Source organism: Paenibacillus sp. 598K (assembly GCF_003851045.1).
GTDB lineage: Bacteria > Bacillota > Bacilli > Paenibacillales > Paenibacillaceae > Paenibacillus_D.
In genome coordinates, this window is sequence record NZ_BFBX01000050.1 from 1 (window position 1) to 21,090 (window position 21,090).

Annotated in this window: 17 protein-coding genes; 12 read left to right on the forward strand and 5 right to left on the reverse strand. The window is 58.1% G+C overall.

Translation table 11 applies throughout. From position 1 onward, the window contains the following. Positions 1 to 191: 191 nt before the first annotated feature. The 5 genes from PA598K_RS15825 (at position 192) to PA598K_RS15845 (ending at position 4,898) form a co-directional block, all read left to right on the forward strand. On the forward strand, positions 192 to 971 hold the full coding sequence (locus PA598K_RS15825) for an ABC transporter ATP-binding protein (RefSeq protein WP_128657901.1): 780 nt from the start codon (positions 192 to 194) through the stop codon (positions 969 to 971). Continuing rightward, positions 968 to 2,887 carry an FtsX-like permease family protein gene (locus PA598K_RS15830; protein WP_128657902.1) on the forward strand — a complete coding sequence of 640 codons (1,920 nt, stop codon included), beginning with the start codon at positions 968 to 970 and terminating at the stop codon, positions 2,885 to 2,887. The genes PA598K_RS15825 and PA598K_RS15830 overlap by 4 nt, the downstream gene beginning before the upstream one ends. A 15-nt stretch (positions 2,888 to 2,902) precedes the next feature. Continuing rightward, a complete protein-coding gene (locus PA598K_RS15835) occupies positions 2,903 to 3,223 on the forward strand; it encodes a YxeA family protein (RefSeq protein ID WP_128657903.1) in 321 nt (106 codons plus the stop codon). 218 nt (positions 3,224 to 3,441) lie between these two features. Next, a complete protein-coding gene (locus PA598K_RS15840) occupies positions 3,442 to 4,152 on the forward strand; it encodes an AAA family ATPase (protein ID WP_128657904.1) in 711 nt (236 codons plus the stop codon). 110 nt (positions 4,153 to 4,262) lie between these two features. Then, on the forward strand, positions 4,263 to 4,898 hold the full coding sequence (locus PA598K_RS15845; RefSeq protein WP_185602015.1) for an alpha/beta fold hydrolase: 636 nt from the start codon (positions 4,263 to 4,265) through the stop codon (positions 4,896 to 4,898). 422 nt (positions 4,899 to 5,320) lie between these two features. On the opposite strand, the gene PA598K_RS15850 is transcribed toward PA598K_RS15845, so the two are convergent. Further along, a complete protein-coding gene (locus tag PA598K_RS15850; protein ID WP_128657906.1) occupies positions 5,321 to 6,349 on the reverse strand; it encodes a zinc-binding alcohol dehydrogenase family protein in 1,029 nt (342 codons plus the stop codon). Positions 6,350 to 6,704: 355 nt separating this feature from the next. Here PA598K_RS15850 and PA598K_RS15855 point away from each other — a divergent pair, with 355 nt between their 5' ends. From PA598K_RS15855 to PA598K_RS15880, 6 genes are all read left to right on the forward strand, one after another. Continuing rightward, positions 6,705 to 8,477, forward strand: a complete 1,773-nt coding sequence (locus PA598K_RS15855; RefSeq protein ID WP_128657907.1) for a sensor histidine kinase — start codon at positions 6,705 to 6,707, stop codon at positions 8,475 to 8,477. Position 8,478: 1 nt separating this feature from the next. Next, the gene (locus PA598K_RS15860) at positions 8,479 to 9,540 is read left to right on the forward strand and encodes a response regulator (RefSeq protein ID WP_128657908.1); all 1,062 of its coding nucleotides are present in this window, start codon (positions 8,479 to 8,481) and stop codon (positions 9,538 to 9,540) included. Positions 9,541 to 9,641: 101 nt separating this feature from the next. After that, positions 9,642 to 10,949, forward strand: coding sequence for an ABC transporter substrate-binding protein (locus tag PA598K_RS15865; RefSeq protein WP_128657909.1), 1,308 nt, complete (start codon positions 9,642 to 9,644; stop codon positions 10,947 to 10,949). An 80-nt stretch (positions 10,950 to 11,029) separates the two neighbouring features. Continuing rightward, on the forward strand, positions 11,030 to 11,914 hold the full coding sequence (locus PA598K_RS15870) for a carbohydrate ABC transporter permease (protein ID WP_128657910.1): 885 nt from the start codon (positions 11,030 to 11,032) through the stop codon (positions 11,912 to 11,914). Beyond that, positions 11,911 to 12,738: a carbohydrate ABC transporter permease gene (locus tag PA598K_RS15875; protein WP_128657911.1), complete on the forward strand. Its 828-nt coding sequence runs from the start codon at positions 11,911 to 11,913 to the stop codon at positions 12,736 to 12,738. The genes PA598K_RS15870 and PA598K_RS15875 overlap by 4 nt, the downstream gene beginning before the upstream one ends. Positions 12,739 to 12,740: 2 nt before the next feature. After that, positions 12,741 to 14,747, forward strand: coding sequence for a beta-galactosidase (locus tag PA598K_RS15880; RefSeq protein WP_128657934.1), 2,007 nt, complete (start codon positions 12,741 to 12,743; stop codon positions 14,745 to 14,747). A gap of 620 nt (positions 14,748 to 15,367) precedes the next feature. Here the strand turns inward: PA598K_RS15880 and PA598K_RS15885 are convergent. The 3 genes from PA598K_RS15885 to PA598K_RS15895 all read right to left on the reverse strand — a co-directional run bounded on the left by PA598K_RS15885 (position 15,368) and on the right by PA598K_RS15895 (position 19,400). Continuing rightward, positions 15,368 to 16,360 carry a LacI family DNA-binding transcriptional regulator gene (locus tag PA598K_RS15885; protein ID WP_128657912.1) on the reverse strand — a complete coding sequence of 331 codons (993 nt, stop codon included), beginning with the start codon at positions 16,358 to 16,360 and terminating at the stop codon, positions 15,368 to 15,370. Positions 16,361 to 16,482: 122 nt separating this feature from the next. Beyond that, on the reverse strand, positions 16,483 to 18,549 hold the full coding sequence (locus PA598K_RS15890; RefSeq protein ID WP_128657913.1) for a beta-galactosidase: 2,067 nt from the start codon (positions 18,547 to 18,549) through the stop codon (positions 16,483 to 16,485). 95 nt (positions 18,550 to 18,644) lie between these two features. Further along, complete coding sequence (locus tag PA598K_RS15895; RefSeq protein WP_128657935.1) at positions 18,645 to 19,400, reverse strand: exodeoxyribonuclease III; 756 nt, start codon at positions 19,398 to 19,400, stop codon at positions 18,645 to 18,647. Positions 19,401 to 19,562: 162 nt separating this feature from the next. Between PA598K_RS15895 and PA598K_RS15900 the strand changes: the two genes are divergently transcribed. Continuing rightward, the gene (locus tag PA598K_RS15900) at positions 19,563 to 20,000 is read left to right on the forward strand and encodes a hypothetical protein (RefSeq protein ID WP_128657914.1); all 438 of its coding nucleotides are present in this window, start codon (positions 19,563 to 19,565) and stop codon (positions 19,998 to 20,000) included. A 53-nt stretch (positions 20,001 to 20,053) separates the two neighbouring features. Here PA598K_RS15900 and PA598K_RS15905 read toward each other — a convergent pair whose 3' ends face one another. After that, positions 20,054 to 21,049, reverse strand: a complete 996-nt coding sequence (locus PA598K_RS15905) for an ABC transporter substrate-binding protein (RefSeq protein WP_185602016.1) — start codon at positions 21,047 to 21,049, stop codon at positions 20,054 to 20,056. Positions 21,050 to 21,090: the final 41 nt, after the last annotated feature.

Sequence of the window (21,090 nt, forward strand, 5' to 3'; positions counted from 1 at the left end):
GCATAGGCCTACTCGATGTAGCGTGTTCCACCATTGGCAAGGTGACAAAAATATCACATTGGGCTCCGTTTTATCACCTGAAGCTTGCGACCATTAGCGACAAAACATTTACACTATGTATAAGGCATGTCAGAGTCTACGGAGCTAGAGCATTCAGACAGCCCTAGAAACACTGGATTGGAGTGAAGGGGATGGGAAATCAAACGACACCAAAAACCGTTCTGATTGCTGAGGGCGTACGTAAATCGTATGGCTCGAAAGGCAATGCGCAGCAGGTGTTGCAGGGCATCGACCTTCGAGTGATGGCGGGCGAGTTTGTTGGGATTATGGGACCTTCAGGCTCAGGCAAGACCACGCTTCTCAATACATTGGCTACGATTGACCGCGCTACAGGCGGGCAAGTTTTCATCAACGAACACGAGATTTCCAAAATGAAGGACAGCCAGCTTTCAACGATTCGTCGCCAACATTTAGGCTTTATTTTTCAGGATTACAACTTGCTGGATACGTTAACGGTCAAAGAAAACATCTTGCTTCCCGTATCTTTGACGAATATCAGCAATAGTGAGGCTGAAGCGGAGTTTAATGCCATTGCCGAGATTCTCGATATTAAGGAATTGGCGCATAAGTATCCTTCCGAAATCTCAGGCGGCCAAAAGCAACGCACCTCTGCGGCACGAGCATTGATTCACTCGCCCTCCATCGTGTTTGCCGATGAGCCTACCGGGGCTCTTGATTCCAAAGCGGCGTCCAATTTATTGGGGAATTTGCATGAGATTAACCAAGCGCGCCAAGTTACGATTGTGATGGTTACGCATGACCCGTTGGCATCTAGCTATTGTAGCCGCGTAGTCTTCCTCAAGGATGGGCACATTTTTTCGGAATTGTATCGGGGGGAGAAAACGAGAGAAGCCTTCTTTAAAGATATTCTCGATATGCAAGCCGTTCTGGGAGGAGGCAGCCAGAGGTGACCCTACGTAAATTAGTGCTTCGCAGCATGCGAAAAAACATCACCATGTATTACCTCTATTTTTTCGCGATGATTATAAGCATCAGCTTGTATTTTATCTTTTCCACCCTGCAGCATGACCCCACCGTCATTGAGATGGTTCAGGTTAGCGTGAACTTCTCAACAGCTCTTCAAATCGCCGGCATTTTGCTCGTTCTCATTACGATCGTGTTTACGCTGTATGCGACGAGCATCTTTATTCGCAGACGTAGTCAGGAAATCGGACTGTATCAGTTAATTGGCTTGTCCAAGGCTTGGGTCGCCCGGATCTTGATCTTTGAATACACGATTCTTGGCTTTGGCGCTTTACTGATCGGAACGCTGGTCGGAGCATTGCTCTCGCGACTGTTCCTGATCCTGTTTTTGAACCTGATTGGTCTTGAGGTTGTATTCGGGCTAAGCTTCTCTGGTCAAGCGCTCCTACAGACGATCGTTGTTTTCACTTGCTTGCTTGCGGTCACATCGATACAGATTATCGTGACGGTTTATCGCAGCACCTTGCTCCAATTGTTTCAAGCCAGTCAACAGCATGACCCCCTTGTCAAGCGCCCAAGCATCATGTCAGGCATTTTAGGGGTAGCAGGGTTAGGCCTGATCGGGTTTGGCTATTATGTGTCCACTTTTATTGCGTACCATGCAGATGCACTGCTGTTTCTGATGTTAATCGTGCTCGTCAGCACCATACTTGGCACCTATATCGTCTTCCATACGACGATAGGCTGGATCTTATATCGTTTTCGTAACAGGCAAAATGGAAATCTCGGCTTATACAACAGCCTTTCGATAGCACCCTTAATGCACCGCATGAAGGGTCATGCCAACTCGTTAACGATCATTACCATTTTGTCCGCAATGGCCATTTCGATGATATCGCTATCCTATTCGTTATATTACTCCACCGAAAAGGATACGAGAATGTCGATGCCCTTTGATTTTACGCTGGAAAATAGGCCGGAAGAGGCAGCCGCGATCGCCAGTCAGCTAGAAGAGGCGCAAATTCCATTTGAATATCATGCCATCGAGGCGATTCGATTGAATGGCGTATGGGTGGAAGAGGCGTCAGATACGGCTCAGTCGGCCAGACCGTTTATACTTTTCTCGGCAGAGAAGCTGGCGCAGGCGGGAGTCGCTCTGGAGCGTCCCCGGGAGGGGGAGGCCATCTACCATAGCTCGCGGGCTGTTATTGAAAGTATGGTGGTCACATCTCCAAAAGAGGTGCAGTACCCATCAAGCGATGAAGCAAAGCGACTGACGGTCTCCAAATCCAAGCTTAACAACATGATGAACTATATTCACTTCGGCTATCAATTGCTTGTGACGGAGGCGACCTACGATAGCATGATAGGCAGCATGCAGGAGGATGAATTTGAAGCTGTGACCTTTGAGGTTTTTAACGTACGGAATGTCGAGCAATCGGCATTCGCCTCAGACATCTTCCTGTCGAATATGGACAGCGATCTATTAATGCGGGACTTTCATTCCACCTATGAAGGGTCGCGTCAAAACTTTGGCCTGCTCATTTTCATCGCCGGCTTTCTCGGCCTAGTATTTCTCCTTTCGACGGGCAGTATCTTGTACTTTAAGCAGATGACTGAGGCCGAACAGGAAAAAAACCATTATCGGACCTTGCGACAGCTTGGATTCCAGGTCAACGATATGATGAAAGGCATCATCCGAAAACAGCTGTTTGTCTATTTCATTCCGCTAGTCATCGGGTTAACGCATGCTGCTTTTGCCCTTAATGTTAGTTCTATTCTGATGGCTGCGAGCATGCTGACGCCGGTCGTCCTCAGTATGGTCGCGTATATCGTCATCTATCTGATGTTTGCCGTCGTTACGATCCGCTATTACAAAAACATCGTCACCCATGCGCTGTAGAAAGGAGGGAAATGGATGAGGAAAATTTTTATTTCTATTCTCATTGCTGTTGTTGCAATGGTTAGCCTGTACTTCGTATTCCGCGAGCCCTTCGATCGGTTTAACCCTTGGACGGAGCAGGAATATGTCTATGTTGAGGTGCAAGAGGAGCCTGTAGACGATGACGGAAGATACAAATACAGGGAGCAGGGCGTCACCGCAAGCGGCAAGACGAAACGTGTCGTATTCAGCGCTAGCACCAGACTCGAGCAAGGCGCTCTGGTCAAGGTGCTCGCCAAGGGGAGCTACACGGTGGAATACCAGTTGATCCAGGAGGATGAAATGCCGACGTATTAAGCGTGGAAACGACTGGCGGGGCAAGGCGGGGATGAGCGTCCTGAGGTATGGTAAGCTGTGGGGGAACTCCGAGCGAAACTGAATCAAAAGCATTCGCTCGCCCGCCTGTGCCGACGTCATCAGTGGAGACGGGCAAGGATGCTTCATGCCAAGGTTTGCTGTATGATGGAGGATAGAACCGATGAGCGTTGGGCTCATCAAGATCGGAGGGATCGTCGATGTACTTGAAGAGTGTGACGCTCCTGCCCGAGCGTATCGGGGCACGAGACGTCTACCCCTTCTCTATCCCATCGGTTAGCCGCTTGTCGACGCTGAACTTCCGCTCGAATGTGACGTTCCTGGTCGGAGAGAATGGCTCGGGCAAGTCGACACTGCTCGAGGGCATCGCGTATCAGTGCGAGTTCAATACGGCAGGCGGCAGCCGGAACAATCTGTATGAGGTAGAAAAATCGCAGTCCGCGCTTGGCGCTGCGCTGCGCCTCTCCTGGTTGCCCAAAATCTCCAATGGCTTCTTCCTGCGCGCCGAGACGTTCTACCAGTTTGCCAGTCATATCGACCAGCACCCGGAGAGTCTGCGGCATTATGGCGGACGATCGCTGCACGAGCAGTCGCATGGCGAGGCGTTCCTGTCGCTGTTCCGGCACCGCTTCGGCAAGAAGGCAATCTATCTGCTCGACGAGCCAGAGGCGGCGCTGTCTCCGGCAAGGCAGCTCGCCTTCATGCGAGTTATCAAGGATCTGGAGCGGGACGCGCAGTTCATCATCGCCACCCATTCGCCGATTCTGCTCGGCTACCCGGGCGCACAGATTTTGGACTTCGACAGACAGCCGATTGCCGAGACGGACTATGAGCAGACCTTGCATTATGCGGTGACGCGGCGTTTCCTGGAGAATCGCAAGGCGGTGCTGGGCGAGCTGTTCGGGGAGTGAGGAGGCAACAGATGCTTGGTGAGCGACAATATAGCGGATGGGCACGCAACGGTGATGTGCGTATTCATTATTATGATAGCAGCCCGAGTGGTAATCAGGAGACGGATGGGATGCCCCTAGTCCTCTGCCCGGGGTTATCGGAGACAGCAGAGGAGTACTTGGACTTGCTCCAAGCGCTGCTTCCTCGCAGGACGATCCTCCTGTCGTTCCGGGGACGAGGCGGCAGCGATACGCCAATGCATGGGTACGATCTCGACGATCATATTGGCGATCTTGAAGCGATTATCGCCGAGACGGGGCTATCTACGTTTCACTTGATGGGCAATTCACGAGGGGTAGCATATGCAGTGGGTTATGCGTTGCGCCAACCAGCCAAGGTAAGATCTCTGATCGTCGGCGACTATCCGCCTGAGCATCGCAGCATGTCCGAGACATGGCCACGATCGTACATTTTCGACTATTTGATTCCTTCAGGCCGTAATCGCCTAATACGCGAGCAGGCGGTCTATGGCATCCAGCGAGACTCAACACAGGTGAAGTTAGATGGCAATCTAGCGATGCCGCTTATGGTAGCCAGGGGAGGGCTGTCGGACTCGATGCTGAGCGAGGCGGATGTTGGTCGATATCGTGCGATGAGCAAGCTGTTGGTCGAGCGGGTATACGAGCATTCTGGCCATGCCATTACGGGTTCGGATCGATCGGCCTTGTACGAGGATATTGCCGCATTCCTGCGATCCTGCGAGTAGTGAACGATAACTATGGCTGTCTCTTGTGGTCATCACGACCATTGAGGCGGCCTTTTTGCTGTAGTTAGGGGGCGGTGCGGTGTGGCTAACGGTCAAAAGTGACGCTTAGCAGGCCAAAAGGGCCTCGTCCGAAAACTAACGGTCAGATCTGCTTGTTAGCGGGGCGAATGGCGGCGGATTGACCTCCAAACGCCGGCTAAGCGCCGGATCTGACCGTTAGATTCTGTGAACGAGCAAAACGGGGCGCTAAGGTGCAAATCTGACCGTTAGCCCGAGGCCACTGGGCGGCGTTAATCGCAATGTGAGTACTCCCCTAACTCCGTATGGTGCGTAGCTTCCGTCACCATACGCCACAGTGGTCCACTCGCGCCACTCCGGCCGCCCTCACCAGAGACCGCTTACGCTTGCCGCCCTGGCTCACGTTACGCGAAGTCCTCCAACACGACCTTGCCGATCGTGCTGCCGGACTCGAGCAGGCGGTGCGCCTCGCGCAGGTTGGCGGCGTTGATCGGGCTGAGCCGCTGGGCGACGGTCGTACGCAGCTTGCCTGCGTCGATCTGCGCGCCGATCGCTTGCAGCGCCCGGTGCTGCTCGAGCAGGTCGGCGGTCTGATAACGCGAACGGGTGAACATGAGCTCCCAGACGAAGGTGGCGCTCTTGTTCATCAGCAAGGTGAGATTGACCGGCTCCTTCATCTCGACGATCGAGACGATCTTGCCCTGCGGGGCGATCGCCTGAGCCATGCTGTCCCAGTGGGCGGCTGTCGAGTTGCAGCAGAAGATATAGTCGACCTCGCGGTAGCCAAGCGCCTCAAGCTGCGGCTGCATCTCCTCGTGATGATTGATAATATGCGCCGCGCCGTGTTCGCGGGCCCAGTCTGCCGAGGAGGTCCGGGAGGCGGTGCCGATGACGGTCAGCCCAGCCTCGCGGCCGAGCTGCGTGGCGATCGAGCCGACGCCGCCGGCGGCGCCGATGATGAGCAACGTCCGGCCGCGATTGGCCTCCGGGTCGACGGCGACGCCCAGTCGGTCGTACAGCCCCTCCCAGGCGGTCAGCGCGGTGAGCGGCAGCGCCGCCGCCTCGGCGAAGTCGAGCGTCTGCGGCTTGGCGCCTACGATCCGCTCATCGACGAGCTGATATGGGCTGTTGCTGCCAGGGCGGAGGATGCTGCCGGCATAGTATACCTCGTCGCCGGGCTTGAACAGCGTCACCTGATCGCCTACTGCGGTGACGACTCCGGCAGCATCGTAGCCGAGGATGCGATAGTCGGTCTCAACCTTATCCTTGGGAGCGCGCACTTTGGTATCGACCGGATTGACGGAGACGGCCTTTACTTCGACGAGCAGATCATGTCCCTCGGGGGCTGGCACGGGCAGCTCGATATCGAGCAGACTCTCGGGATCTTCGATCGGCAGGTAGCGTTTCAGTCCGACGGCTTTCATCATCTTCATTCGAGATTCCCTCCTTCTACACAGACTGCTCTCAACCATGACAAAGTCGAGCTACACGCCTTCTGAAAGCAAGCGACTTCGGTAGCATCATCTTCGCTTCTACAGATTCGATACCGTGCCTCTTCGGCCTTTCACGGCAGCCTGTTCTATGGAATATTGTACACCCTATGCAGGGAACATTAAACACATCTCGCTCTATAAACATCCATAATTTTACATGGTGAATGCGCTTCATCGCTGGTATTCTTCTTAATACATCGGCAGGCTCGTCCTGCGCTCAGACGTACGTGCTCTGAACGATGGTGCGTCCTTGCGGGATGTATGCATAGAGAATCACGATAGGGAGAGCGATAGCATGAGGCGGTTATGGCGTTATCTAACAAGCTGGCGCAGCAGCATCCGCGGCAAGCTGATGCTCGCGATGATCCTGGTGGCCGCAGTGCCGGTCGCCGTCGTCACCGGCATGGCTGCCGACACGAATCGCAAGGCGATCGAAGCGGAGGTCGTCGAGTCCAATCTGACCAATCTGACCTGGACGCGTCTGTACCTGAGCGATCAGTTCATCCAGCTCAATAATCTGATGTACTCGGTGATGATCAACCAGAGCCTGAGCGATTATCTTCGTTATGTCGACGAGGCGGAGCTGGCCAATCAGTTTACGGCGCAGCGCAATCTGCTCGAGACGTTAATGTCGAGTTATTATTCGGCCAACCAGAGCATCACCTCGGTCGAGCTGTATCTGCCGGACGCCGGGAAGCGCTTCATGGTCAACTCCGATGGCAGCACGATCTGGCCCCAACCCGAGCCCCCAGCCGAATATGCGCAGCTGTTCGAGACCAGGCAGGCGAGCGCGATCCTCCCGGTCCCGGGCCAGCCGGATCAGTTCAAGCTGATCCGCAGCATCAACCGCTTCGAGACGCGGCAGCCCTACGGCGGGATCGCGGTGACCGTGAAGTGGTCGATGCTGGATCAGGCGATGGAGCTGCTCAACCCGGACTCGCGCCATACGGTGCTAATCGCGAGCGGAGACGGTGAGCTGCTGTACCCGCCCGACAGTCAGGATCATTCGTCGATCGAGCTCGCGAAGACATCGACCGGCGTCGACCGCGTGGGCTACCGCAAGGCCGATAACGACTATGTATTCTATGATCGGGTGGATCCGAGCGGACTGGTGCTGCTGAAGGTGATCCCCGACGCCTTCGTCAACCAAAGCGCGTGGCGGACGATGACCAATGGTCTCATCATCGGGGCCGTCTCGGTCGCTGTCGCCATCGTGACGGCGGTCCTGCTCGCCTGGCGACTCGCCCGTCCGATCACCCGGCTGGCCCGCGCGATGCAGGTGCTGAACCCGATGAAGGACAATCCGCTCGAGCCGAGCGGACGCACCGACGAGATCGGGCTGCTGGAGACTAAGTTCGCCAACCTGACCAGCCGCATCCGCGAGCATATCAAAAACGAGTACAGCATGACGCTCGAGAAGCAGACCGCCGAGCTGAAGGCGCTGCAAGCCCAGATCAATCCGCACTTCCTCCAGAACACGCTGCAGCTGATCGGCAGCACCCTGTTCAAGAGCACGCCCGCCGAGAGCTACGCGATCATCCGCTCGCTGAGCCAGATGTTCCGCTATATTATCCGCGAGCCCGACGCGCTGGCTACGGTCAAGGAAGAGGTCGAGCACGCCAGGCATTATCTCCATATCCAGCAATGGCGCTATGAGTCGCGGCTGAGCAGCACACTGGACGTCGACGATGCCGCACTCGCCTGCAAGCTGCCGCGTCTGACGCTGCAGCCGTTGGTGGAGAATGCCTTCCTGCACGGGCTGGAGCATCGGGCGGGCCAGTGGGAGCTGGGCATCCGCGTGCGCTACGAGCATCCGTATGTCCTTATCGAGGTGAGCGACAACGGGGTCGGCATGACCGAATCGCGGCGCTCCGAAGTGCAGCGGCGGCTGGAGCAGGCGGCCGAGCGATTATGGGTGCATGACGGACATATCGGGCTGTCCAATGTCGCCTCGCGACTGCGCATGCACTTTGGAGAAGCTAGCCAATTGGTCATCGAGAGCCGCTTGGGCGTCGGGACGCAGGTGTCGTTCCGCATCCCGGCACAGAGCGAAGAGGAGGAGAGCTGATATGATGCGTGTCATCATCGTCGATGACGAGAGATGGAACCGGGACATGATTCGGACGTTGGGCGACTGGGAGAGCTGGGGGATGGAGATCGCCGGGGAAGCGGAGGATGGCGCGTCGGCACTGGCGCTCGCCGAGACGGCAAAGCCGGATATCCTCATCACGGATATGAAAATGCCGGGCACCGACGGCATCTGGCTGCTCGAGCAGATCCGGCAGCTCGTGCCGAATATCCAGATCGTCGTCGTCAGCGGCTACGACGACTTCAAGTATACGAAGCATGCCGTGAGGCAACAGGCCGTCGAGTATCTGCTGAAGCCGATCGACCCGGTGGAGCTGAACGAGACGCTGGGCCGCTGCAAGACGCTGGTCGAGCAGGCCCGCAGCCAGGCGCCGTCGCGCCTGGCCTCTCTCGACCGGGTGGCGCAGCAGTCGCTCTCGGGCATGAAGCATCTGCTGCGGCTGCACTTCAACAATCTGCATGAGGAAGGCATTCGCTCGGTGTTTGCTCGACTGGCCCAGGAGCTCGGTCGCGTCGACGGGGAGAGCGAAGCGCTGGTCGAGCGTGTCCGTCATGAGCTGCTGCTCCTGCTGGCGGAGCTGCTCGCGGCCAACGGACTGGAGCCGGAGGAGGAGGGGGCGGACGCAGTCCGTCACGAGACGATCGATCAATCGTCGCTGCTGCTGGCTGATCGGTATTGCGAAGCGATGCATCGGGTCGCCCAGGATCGCAAGCATAAGCACAAGCTTAACCTGGAGGAGGTGCGCGCCTACATCGAGCTTCACTTCGCCGAGCCGCTGTCGCTGGAGCAGCTGGCGCGCGTCTTCTTCGTGAGCAAGGAATATCTGAGCAAGCTGTTCAAGCAAACCTATGGCGTGACGGTCATGGACTACGTGCTGCAGCGCAAGATGGAGCAGGCCAAAGCATGGCTGGAGCAGGAGGAGCTGTCGATCAAGACGATCGCCGAGATGACCGGCTATGAGGATATGTCCTACTTTTACCGCGTGTTCAAAAAGCACTATGGCATCGCTCCCGGCGAGATGCGCAAGCAGAGCCAGTCTTAATATTGTCCAATCGGAGAGGTTAATCCCGTCCAATTAAACGCTTCCACAATCCTCGTATACTGAAAGCGTAAACAAAACAAACACCTCCGGGAGGTCTTACGATGAATAAGAAAAAAGGGAGTGCGCTGATCGGGTTGGCGCTGAGCATCGTGTTGCTGGCAGGCTGCGGTAGCAATGGGCAAGCCGGTACGAATGGCGGCGGAGAGAGCGCGGGCGGAGACAAAGCGACGGCCGCAACATTGAAAATGTTCATCGCGCAGCCACGCTTCAAGGAGCAATACGATGCGCATATCGAGAAGTTCAAGGCGAAGGTCAAAGCGGAGAAAAATATCGATCTGACGGTGCAAGTCGAAATGCCGAACCAGGACAACGCGGCGCAAATCCTCAAAACGCGCCTTGCCTCCAACGATGCGCCAGACCTGTTCGTCATCCATGCGATCAATGACATCCCGCAATACTCCAAAGCCGGCTACCTGGCCGATCTGTCGGACCAACCGTTCGCGAGCAAGCTGCTCGACAGCGTGAAGCCGGCCGTCACGAACAGCGAGGGCCAAGTGGTGGCGGTGCCGCTGGAGTCGCTCTCCTGGGGCTATCTGTACAACAAGACAATCTTCGAGGAGCAGGGACTGACGCCGCCGTCTACGCTGTCGGAGATGGAAGCCGTCGTCGCCAAGCTGAAGGAGCAGAACATCACGCCGTTCCTGCTCTCCTATAAGGAGGCTTGGGTGCCGCAGTTGTTCCTGCCACTGGTGGTAGGCGCAGCGATCCAGACCGAGGACGGCATGCAGGACTTCGTCGAGCGGATGAATGCGGACGAGGGCTCGTTTAGCGAGATGAAGTCGATGTTCAACATCATCGATCTGGTCAACAGCAATGGCACGGACCGCGCGCTTGAGGTCGGCCCGGACGATGGCGCAGCCGCCTTCGCACAGGGCAAGGCAGCGATGTGGGTACAGGGTCCATGGTATGCCGACTCGATCCTCGCCTCCAATCCCGATCTCGACTTCGGCGTAGCGGCGCTGCCCGTCAGCGAGAATCCCGATGCGGCGCTGATCAACCTGAGCGTATCGTCCTCGATGGCGATGTACGCCGATACCAAGAACAAGGAGCTGTCGCTCGAATTCCTGAACTTCCTCCTGGACGATCAAGAATCGAATGCGCTGTACGAGTCGCTGAAGTTTAACCCGATTGCCACGGTGCATACCTTCCAAAGCTATCCGTGGGTAGACGATGCGACGGCCTATGTGCAAGCTGGCAAATCTTATCAGGACCCTCGTATCCCGCAAGCCGTCAAGGATGAAGTCGGCAAGGCGCTGCAATCCTACGTCGCTGGACAGATGGACCAGGATGCGGTATTAAAGGCCCTCGACAAGTCCTGGAAGGATTACAACAAGGTAAACAAATCATAACAGCTAGATCTGCGGGACAGTCGGCCATGACGCCGGGTGTCCCGTCCTTCTAAACACCGGATTGGGGGAGTGAGGCTGCCATGGCTGAGAAGAGCTATAAAAAGCTGCTGTCGCTGGCTGCGTTTGTTATGCCTGCTTTTATCTTGTATACCTTGTTTTTGTTAATCCCGACGATAGGCGGCATGTACTACAGCTTTACGGATTGGAACGGGCTTAATCGGGCCTATGACTTTATTGGCTTTGGCAATTTCGTGGAGGCGCTGCGGGATGACCCGGATTTCGTTCATTCCCTGTGGTTCACGCTTAAATATGTGCTATTTATGCTGGTGCTGCAAAACGTGTTTGCGCTGCTGCTGGCGCTGTTCATCGAGACCAAGTTCCGCAGCAAGGGGTTCTTCCGCACCGTGCTGTTCATGCCCAACATGATCAGTACGATCATCAGCGCCTTTATGTGGACGTTCGTCTTCTCGCAGGTGCTGCCACAGCTCGGCGAGCGCGCGGGGCTATCGTTCCTGAACCAGTCGTGGCTCGGCGATCCGGGAACCTCGTTTTACAGCATCCTGATCGTCTCGCTGTGGAACGGCGTCGGCTACATGATGATCATCTATCTGGCGGCGCTGCAAGGCGTACCCCAGTCGCTGCGCGAGGCGGCAGTCATCGATGGCGCTCGTCCGTGGCAGGTGCTGCGCCATGTGACGCTGCCGATGATCACGCATGCGATTACGATCTGTCTGTTCCTGACGCTCAACGGCGCCTTCAAGGTGTTCGAGGTCGTCTATGGCTTGACTGGCGGCGGACCTGGACGGTCGACGCAGGTCATTACGCTTAACATTTACGAGGAGGCATTCTCGAACAACTTCCGCTACGGCTACGCTAGTGCCAAGTCGGTGATCCTCTTCCTCGTCATCCTTATTTTTACCTTTATCCAGATCAGCATTACGAAGCGCAGGGAGGTGGAAGCATGAAGTCGGGTCGTCTATCTTCGCTAGGGATCACCTTGGCGCTAATCGTTGCTTCGCTGGTCGCCGTCTTCCCTGTCTATCTGGCGGTCATCAACTCCTTCAAGACGCAAGGCGAGATGTTCGAGTCGTTCACCGCGCTCCCGTCCTCGCTGATGCTGGACAACTATGCCGAGGCGTTCTCGCGGCTGTCGATGGTGAGCAGCCTGACCAACTCGATCATCGTGTCGATCCTGGGCATCGGCGGCATCCTGCTCTGCGCCTCGTTGGCGGGCTACAAGCTGTCGCGGACGAGCGGACGGCTGAGCCAAGGCATTTTCTACCTGTTCATCGCCTCGATGATGGTGCCGTTCCACTCGATCATGATCCCGCTCACTCGGATGGCCAAGGAGCTGAACGTCCAAGGCTCGATCTACGGGCTGTCGCTCATCTATATTGGGCTAGGGGTCAATATGGCGATCTTCCTGTATCACGGCTTCGTCAAGGGCGTGCCGCGGGAGCTCGAGGAGTCGGCGCAGATCGATGGCTGCAACGAATGGCAGACGTTCTTCCGCATCATCTTCCCGCTGCTGCTGCCGATCACGGTGACGATCGCGATCCTCGACTTCCTGTGGATCTGGAATGACTTCCTGCTGCCGCTGCTCATGCTGACCAACGCCGAGTCGTATACGCTGATCATCTCCACTAACAAGCTGTTCGGCGAGTATAACACGGAGTGGTCGCTCGTGCTGGCGGCGCTGGTGCTGACGGCGATCCCGGTTGTCCTGATCTTCATGTTCTTCCAGCGGTACATTATGACTGGCATTACAGAGGGAGCGGTGAAAGGCTAATGTTGAACAAACTGATCTACGGCGTGGCCTACTACGATGAGTATATGCCGTATGAGCGGCTGCAAGAGGATATCGCGATGATGAAGGACGCCGGCATCAACATGGTGCGGATCGCCGAGTCGACCTGGAGCACGCATGAGCCGCACAATGGCGTCTTCGACTTCCGCTCGGTCGAGCGGGTGCTCGATGCGATGCATGACGCGGGCATCCATGTCATCGTCGGCACGCCGACCTACGCGATCCCCGCCTGGATGGTCAAGCAGCATCCCGACGTGCTGGCAGAGACGGCCAAGGGACGCGGCAAGTATGGCGCTCGCCAGATTATGGATATCGCCCATCCGGTCTATCTCTTCTACGCGGAGCGGATCATCCGCAAGCTGATCGGCCGGGTCAGCAAGCATCCCGCCGTCATCGGTTATCAGGTGGACAACGAGACCAAGCACTACGACACGGCGGGGCCCAACGTCCAGGCGCGTTTCGTGCAAGCGATGCGCGAGAAGTACGAGACGACCGACAGACTGAATGATGCGCTCGGCCTCGACTACTGGAGCAACCGGATCAACAGCTGGGAGGACTTCCCGTCGACGGTCGGGACGATCAACGGCAGCCTGGGCGCGGAGTTCGCGCGCTTCCAGCGGCAGCTCGTGACCGACTTCCTGGCGTGGCAGGCAGCGCTAGTGAACGAATACAAGCAGGAGGGACAGTTCGTCACGCAGAACTTCGACTTCGAGTGGCGCGGCTACTCCTACGGCGTACAGCCGCGCGTCGACCACTTCAAGGCGGCGCAGGCGATGGATATCGCCGGCGTCGATATCTATCATCCGTCGCAGCATGAGCTGACCGGGACGGAGATCGCCTTTGGCGGCGACATGACGCGTTCGCTGAAGCGGCAAAATTATCTCGTCTTGGAGACGCAGGCGCAGGCATTCCCGCACTGGACGCCGTATCCGGGACAACTGCGGCAGCTTGCCTTCAGCCATCTCGCCTCGGGGGCGAACCTGGTGTCCTACTGGCATTGGCATTCGATTCACAATTCATTCGAGACGTACTGGAAGGGCTTGCTCAGCCACGATCTCCAGCCCAATCCGACCTATAATGAGGCCAAGACGGTCGGACGAGACTTTGCACGGCTCAGCGACCACCTGATCGATCTGAAGGTGGACAATCGGGTCGCGGTCATGGTCAGTAACGAATCGCTCACGGCGATCGAGTGGTTCAAGCTGCCGGATGGCCGCAATTACAACGATGTCGTGCGGGCACTGTACGATCCGCTATACCGGATGAATGTCGGCAGCGACTTCTTGCCAGCGGATGCGCCATCGGAGCTGCTGGCGCAGTACGACCTCATCGTCGTCCCTGCGCTGTATGCCGCGCCGGACGAGACGCTGCGGCGGCTGAACGTGTATGTCGCAGACGGCGGTCATGTCGTCTACTCCTTCAAGAGCGGCTTCGCCGACGAGGCGGTCAAGGTCCGCACGACGGCCCAGCCGGGCATCGTCACGGAGGCATGCGGCGTAACGTATAGTCAGTTCGTGCAGCCGCATGAGGTCGGACTGCGCGGACCGCTGCTGCCGGATGGCGAGGCGGGCCATGTAGACGGCTGGATGGAGCTGCTGACGCCGACGACAGCTCAGGTGCTGGCCAGCTATGCCCATCCGCAGTGGGGAGACTATGCGGCGGTGACGACCAACCGGTACGGCAAGGGGCGCGCCACCTACATCGGCGGCTTCCTCGACGCCGGGTCGATGCAGCACGCGCTGCGCCATGCGGTGACGGCGGCTGGTCTGTGGGGCAATGATCAGGCGCTGGCGTTTCCGCTCATCCTGCGCTCCGGCACGAATCGCGAGGGACGCCGGGTGAGATATTACTTCAACTATTCAGCCGACGCCGCGTCCTTCGTCTACCTGCATGCTGCCGCGACCGAGGCGGTAAGCGATCGCCGCGTCGAGCAGGGCGAGCGCGTGGAGCTGCCGGCGTGGGGCTTCGCGATCCTGATCGAGGGAGTGTAGTTGGCGGTTAGAGGGCGCGTAGAGCCGTCATCGCTCTAGCGCTCGCCGCGGTGTGGTCGAGCTGACGCCGACCGTCCGCGCTCTAATGCTCGCCATGGCGCTTATTTCCGTTGTTTTACGCATTCGGCGATTCTTACGCTCGCCACGGTGCTTATTTTCGAGAAATAGCTATTTTTGGCCCGATTTTACTCAAATAAGCTCCAGGGCGAGCGTTAGCCTGCAGAAGACAGCTTTTTCGGAGCAATAAGGCCGAGGGCAAGCGTTAGAATCGCAGACGGGTAGGCGAGCGAGCAGGCGGGTTAGTCAAACAGTGTGTTAGACCGGGCGTCCGTGTGTTCGTGAACCCGCGCTGCGGTAGCGAGCCTCCTGTGGCGCATCTCCCGTGACGAATACTCAACTGGGCTCAACGGTTACAGGGTTATTCGTAACATGTATGCAGGTTCGCGTCACTACCCTTAGAATCACAATGACAAAAAGCCACTCGATCCCTTCATACACTGGGATCGGGTGGCTTCTTTGGCGTCATGGGGCGTCAGGAGCAGAGCGTTCATCCCGCAAGCCCGACGTCAACCTGTACATGTGGGGTGGCAGCGTCGTCATCCGCAGCCCGACATGCCGTCTCACACTGCGCTCTTGCGGATGATTAGCTCGGCGGTCAGATAGACCGTCTTGCCGAGCGTGCGTCCGCCGGTGACACGCTCGAGCAGGAGGGAGACGGCGGTTCGGCACAGCTCCTCGACATCGATATGGAAGGTCGAGAGCGGCGGCGAGACGTACTTGGCGACGCTGATGTCATTGATGCTGAGCACGCTGACACAGCCGGGCACGGCGATGCCCCGTTCATTGAGCGCTTGCAGACAGCCGACGGCGATCGGGTCTGCGGCCACGAAGAACGCAGTGGGGAGCCTGTCTCCAAGCGTCTCCAACGCTTGCAGCATGAGGCGGTAGCCATCCTCGACGGAGAACTGCGAGCCAGTGAAGATCGCCGTCTCGTCGAGCAGACCAAGCGTCCCCAGCGCCTCGCGGAACGTCTGCTCGCGGATGTCGATCCGCCGCTCCCGGGTGTCGGGATCGTAGTCGACGCCGCCGATGAAGCCGATCCGCGTATGCTCTCGCGCCACGAAGAAGTCGACCGCCTTGCGCGTCATCCAGGCAAGGTCCGGACGCACCGCATCATAATGATCCTGGTCCGGCACCGTGTCCACGAAGACGCCGTGCGGGGTCAGCTCGCGCAGACGCGACAGCTCCCGCGCCGAGAAGCGGCCGACTGCGATGAAGCCGCGCGTGTCGGGGGCGACGGCGTCGATGCCGTCCTCGACGGTGTAGAGGCGCAGCTCGACGTTATGTTGGCGGGCCTGGCTCTCCAGTGTCTGGCGGAGCGCCTGGAAGTAGACGTCATGCAGCTCCTCTTGCTCGGTCAGCCAGTACAGCAAGGCAATCTGGCGCACTGGCGTGCGCACCATTTTCTTGCGATAGCCGAGCGCCTCGGCCGCGGCGTAGATGCGGTCGCGCGTCTCCTCCGTGACCGAGAGCGTACGGTCGTTGTTCAGCACGCGCGACACGGTCGTGACGGATACGCCTGCCTGTGCGGCGACGTCTCGGATCGTGGACATGGCGGCGATACCTCCTCTTGTAGTCAGTTCCGATAAAGCTCCTCGCGCTGTAAAAGGACGAGGAGGTCGTTCCGCCGCCCAAGGACAGCGGAATTTTTTTGCTCGCCCCGTCTCACCTTGCTCTACACCCGAGCGGCCACAGCGCCGTAAGGCGGCAGTCGGAGCGAGCCGCTGAGCGTCGCGTCCGTCTCCAGATCGGTCAGCGCGGCTCCCTCCGGCAGCTGCACTATCTGCTCCGACTCGGTGAAGTTCATGATAAATACATACGTCTGCTCGCCGTCGCTCCTCGTCTGGATGGAGACGCCAGCTGGCGCCTCGGCCGGATAGCCGGGCTGCAAGCCGAGCTCCTCGATCAGCTTGCCGTAGAATGCATCGTGATAACGCGACTCGTGGCGACCCGCCACATAGTAGGCACGTCCCTTGCCATAGCCATGCTCTGTCACGGCCGGATGCCCCTGGTAGAGATCCGCCGCGTACCAGGCGAGGGCCTGAGCGCCCTCCAGATGCACCAGCTCGCAATAATCGTAAGCGCAGTAGCTCGCGCCGTCGGCATCGACGACTTCGCGCGTCTCCTCGGGATACAGCGTGTCGATCTCCTCGGCGCGGATACCCAGCACCTCCCGGAGCTGGCCGGGCCGTCCGCCCAGATAGGCGAGGTCGCTCTCGTCGACCATCCCGGTCGCATAGGTGGCGACGAATCGCCCGCCCTGCCGGACATAATCCTCCACGCGTTGGCCGAAGCCCTCCCGCACCATATACAGCATCGGCGCGATGACGAGCGCATAGCGATCCAGCGGCTGGTCGGGCGTGATGACGTCGACGGGGATATGGCGCTCCCAAAACGCCCGGTAATGCTCCTGACAGGTGCGCACATATCGGCGGCTGTCCTGGCCAAAGCCCTGAGCGTCGGCGAGCGCCCAGTCGTTCTCCCAGTCATAGAGGATCGCCACTTTGGCATCCACAGAAGCACCTGTTACCGGAGCGAGCCGCTCCAGCAGCCGCCCGACCTCGGCGACCTCGCGGAACACGCGGGTGTCGGGGCGGCTGTCATGGTCGACGACGGCCCCGTGGAATTTCTCGGAGGCGCCGCGTCCCTTGCGCCACTGGAAGTACAGGATCGAGTCGGCGCCGTGGGCGATCGATTGCAGCGACGACAGCTTGTGCATGCCGGGGCGCTTTGCCTTGTTGACCGCATGCCAGTTCACCAGACTCGGCGTACACTCCATGATCAGGAACGGCCGCCCGCCCTTGAGGCTGCGGTACAGGTCGTTGACGAAGGCGACATCCCGGGCCAGCTCGGCGGTCGACTGCCAGTTGTTATGCCATGGCGGGTAGGCGTCCCAACTGACGATATCGACATGTCGGGCGAACCGCTCGTAGTTCAGGCCGGTGAACGGCCGCATGTCCGGGTAGTTGCCCATAAAGTTGGTCGTCACTGGGATATCCGGCGTCAGCTCGCGCAGCGGGGCGATCTCGGACAGATAAAAGTCGATCGTCTGATCCGAGACGAAGCGTCGCCAATCGAGATTAAGCCCGTGTACCTGGCTCTCTCCGTGCGGAGCCGGCGACTCGATCTGGCTCCAGCTGTTGAAGCGATGGCTCCAAAATCCGGTCCACCACGCATGATTGAGCTTGTCCAGGCTATGCCCGTAGCGCTCCTTCAGCCAGTTGCGGAACGCCTCCTGGCATAGCTCGCAGTGGCAGTCGCCGCCGTATTCGTTGGAGATATGCCACAGGATGAGCGCCGGATGGCTGCAGTAGCGCTCGGCCAGCATGCGGTTGATGCGCTGCGTCTGCTCCCGGTAGACAGGGGAGGTGTAGCAGTGATTGTGACGGAGGCCGTGCAGGTTGCGCACCCGATTGGCGCCGACGCGCAGCACCTCGGGATAGCGCTCGCTCATCCACGCCGGGCGAGCGCCGCTCGGCGTCGCCAGGATGATGTGTCCGCCGCGAGCCGCCGCCCGGTCCATCACCTCGTCGAGCCATTCGAACCGATAAACGCCCTCCTCCGGTTCCAGGGCGCTCCAGCCGAAGATATTGACCGACATCGTATTGGCGCGGGCGAGCTTCATCAGCTTGTCGTCCTCGTCGAGGATGCCGGGGTAGTCCAGCCATTGATCAGGGTTGTAGTCGCCGCCGTGCAGCATGACGTTCATGCGTGGATGTACGGGGGTCCAGCGTGTACTCATCAGGGAGATCGTCCTTCCTCATCGCAAAGTTTGCTTTGAGTCTAGCATCCCTTCAGTAAATTTTCAAACAATAATTAGTAAAATATTTTACTGGCTTACAGCTCCAGCTCCAAAAGTACCGGACAATGATCGCTGCCCAGCACATGGCAGTCGATGTCGGCACGCGTCACCTGAGGGGCAAGCCGCTCGGAGACGAGGAAATAGTCGATCCGCCAGCCGATGTTGCGCTCGCGCACCTTGGGCATGAAGGACCACCAGCTGTAGGCGTCGGTGCGGTCAGGATGGAGATGACGGAACGTGTCGACGAAGCCGCTCGCCAGCAGCTCGGTCATCTTGCCGCGCTCCTCGGCGGTGAAGCCGGAGTTGCCTTCGTTGGACTTGGCGTTCTTGAGATCGATCGCCTGATGGGCGACGTTGAGATCGCCGCAGACGATGACCGGCTTGAGCCGATCGAGCGCCAGCAGATAGGTGCGGAAGCGATCCTCCCAGGCGAGCCGGTACTCGAGGCGAGAGAGGTCGCGCTTGGCATTGGGCGTGTAGACGTTGACGAGATAGAACGTCTCGTACTCTAGCGTCAGCACGCGTCCCTCCGGCTCCTCGTCGGTCTCCAGTCCGTAGCGGACGGAGAGCGGCTGCTGCCGGGTGAAGACGGCGGTGCCGGAGTAGCCTTTTTTCTCCGCATAGTTCCAGTACTGGGCATACCGTCCGCCGTGATCGAGCTCGATCTGCCCCGCCTGCAGCTTCGTCTCCTGCAAGCAGAAGATATCCGCGTCCATCTCCTCGAAGTACGCGTTGAACCCTTTATTGACGCAGGCCCGCAGGCCGTTGACGTTCCATGATACCAGCTTCAGTTGACTCATAAGGCGATGATCCCTCCCGGATGTGGTCGATGTGATGATGAATGCTCTACTAGTGTACCATAGCGCTTGAAGGGAGCAGGCGGCCTTTTTTTTGGTGTACTCTACGGTTGAAGGTGGAACTGTAGTAAACTGGAAATTAGGAGGAGATACCTCATGAGACGATTGAGATCGAAAAGAGTGGTGGCTCTCGCAGCAGCGGCTTTCGTCGCAGTCGCCGCGCTCGCGATTTGGGGATTCTCTGTAAAGGGAGTCCCGGGTGTGTCGGAAGATCAAAGGCAAGAGTATTCCACATGGGAAACCAAAGGAAAAGAAAATATTGGCGTTTACGAAAGAAAGCTTGCCGAAATGAATAGCGGCAAGCTGGAAAGCAAACGGATAACCTGGGATGAAGTGATGAAAATACTGGCCCAAAAGAGAGAATTCAAGGACCAAATCGCCGAAATCGAAAGGATTCACGGAACGCCCGATTTTGTTGGCGGCAGCGGCGTCACACGGATGGAGTTCTGGCTGGATGATGACGGAAAGGACAGAATTACTGTATTACTGGAACAAGGCGATATTTTGCGTGGTACAGAGGTCATTAATCGTTAAGCCGGATAGAGAAGCGAATCGCTTTTCTATCCGGCTGTTTGCCATTGACTCTCTTATTCCTTCGCTAGCAGCTCGGCGAAGGCATCGAGCTGCTTGAGGGTGGAGAGCGGGTCGGTGGTGAAGTAGGTGTCCCAGTTCAGCGGCAGCACATGGCCTTGTTGCACAGCGGGCAACTGCTGGAACAATGGGCTGTTCATCACTTCGTCCGCGTAGGCGGTTCCGTTCTCGTCCTCGAGGACAGAGAGGAAGAGATAGTCGGCATTGGCATAGTCGGGCAAGAGCTCCATCGACACTTCCAGTTGACCGACACCCTCGTCCAGCACCGCTTGCTGGATCAGCTCGGGCGCGTGGAGCTGCAGCAGGTCGTAGATGACGTAGCCGCCCATCGCCTTGTCTCCGTAGATAAACAGGTTCTGCGGTCGGATATTGAAGATAGCGACCGTCTCGTCCTCGCCGATGAGGTTGGCGACCTCCGCACGGGTATCCTCTACCTTGGTCTGGAATTGCTCCAGCCAGGCGGCGGCTTCCTCCTGCTTGCCGAGGATATCGCCGAACAACGTGATCTGCTCCTGCGGATTGTATTGGAGCCACGGGATCCACAGCGTGGGCGCGATCTTGGAGAGCTCGTCATAGGTAGCTTCCACATGGGTGACGATCAGGTCGGGATCGAGCTCCACGATTTTCTCGAGATTCAGACCGGTCCAGGGATCGCCTACATGCTCGATCCCCTGCCATTCGTCCGCCAGCAGCGGGTAGGCCGACCATTCATTGTCTGCGCCTACGGGCTTGACGCCGAGCGCGAGCATCGCGCCGGTATACTGGATGGCGACGATTCGCTCGGGATGGGTAGGGATCGTGCTCACCCCTTTGCCATGCTCGAACTCGCGGGTAGCGGGCGCTTCCTCCTCCGTCTGGGGCGCTGCGGCCTCAGCTCCACTCTCCGGCGTTGATGGCTCGGCAGCGGGGGACGGGGTCTGGGAGCAGGCGGTCAGCATGGCGAGCAGCAGGATGGATAACAGCAGGTGTCGATACGGGATGCGCAAGTTCACAAGTACAACCTCCATGATATTGATTCTCATTATCGAATAGA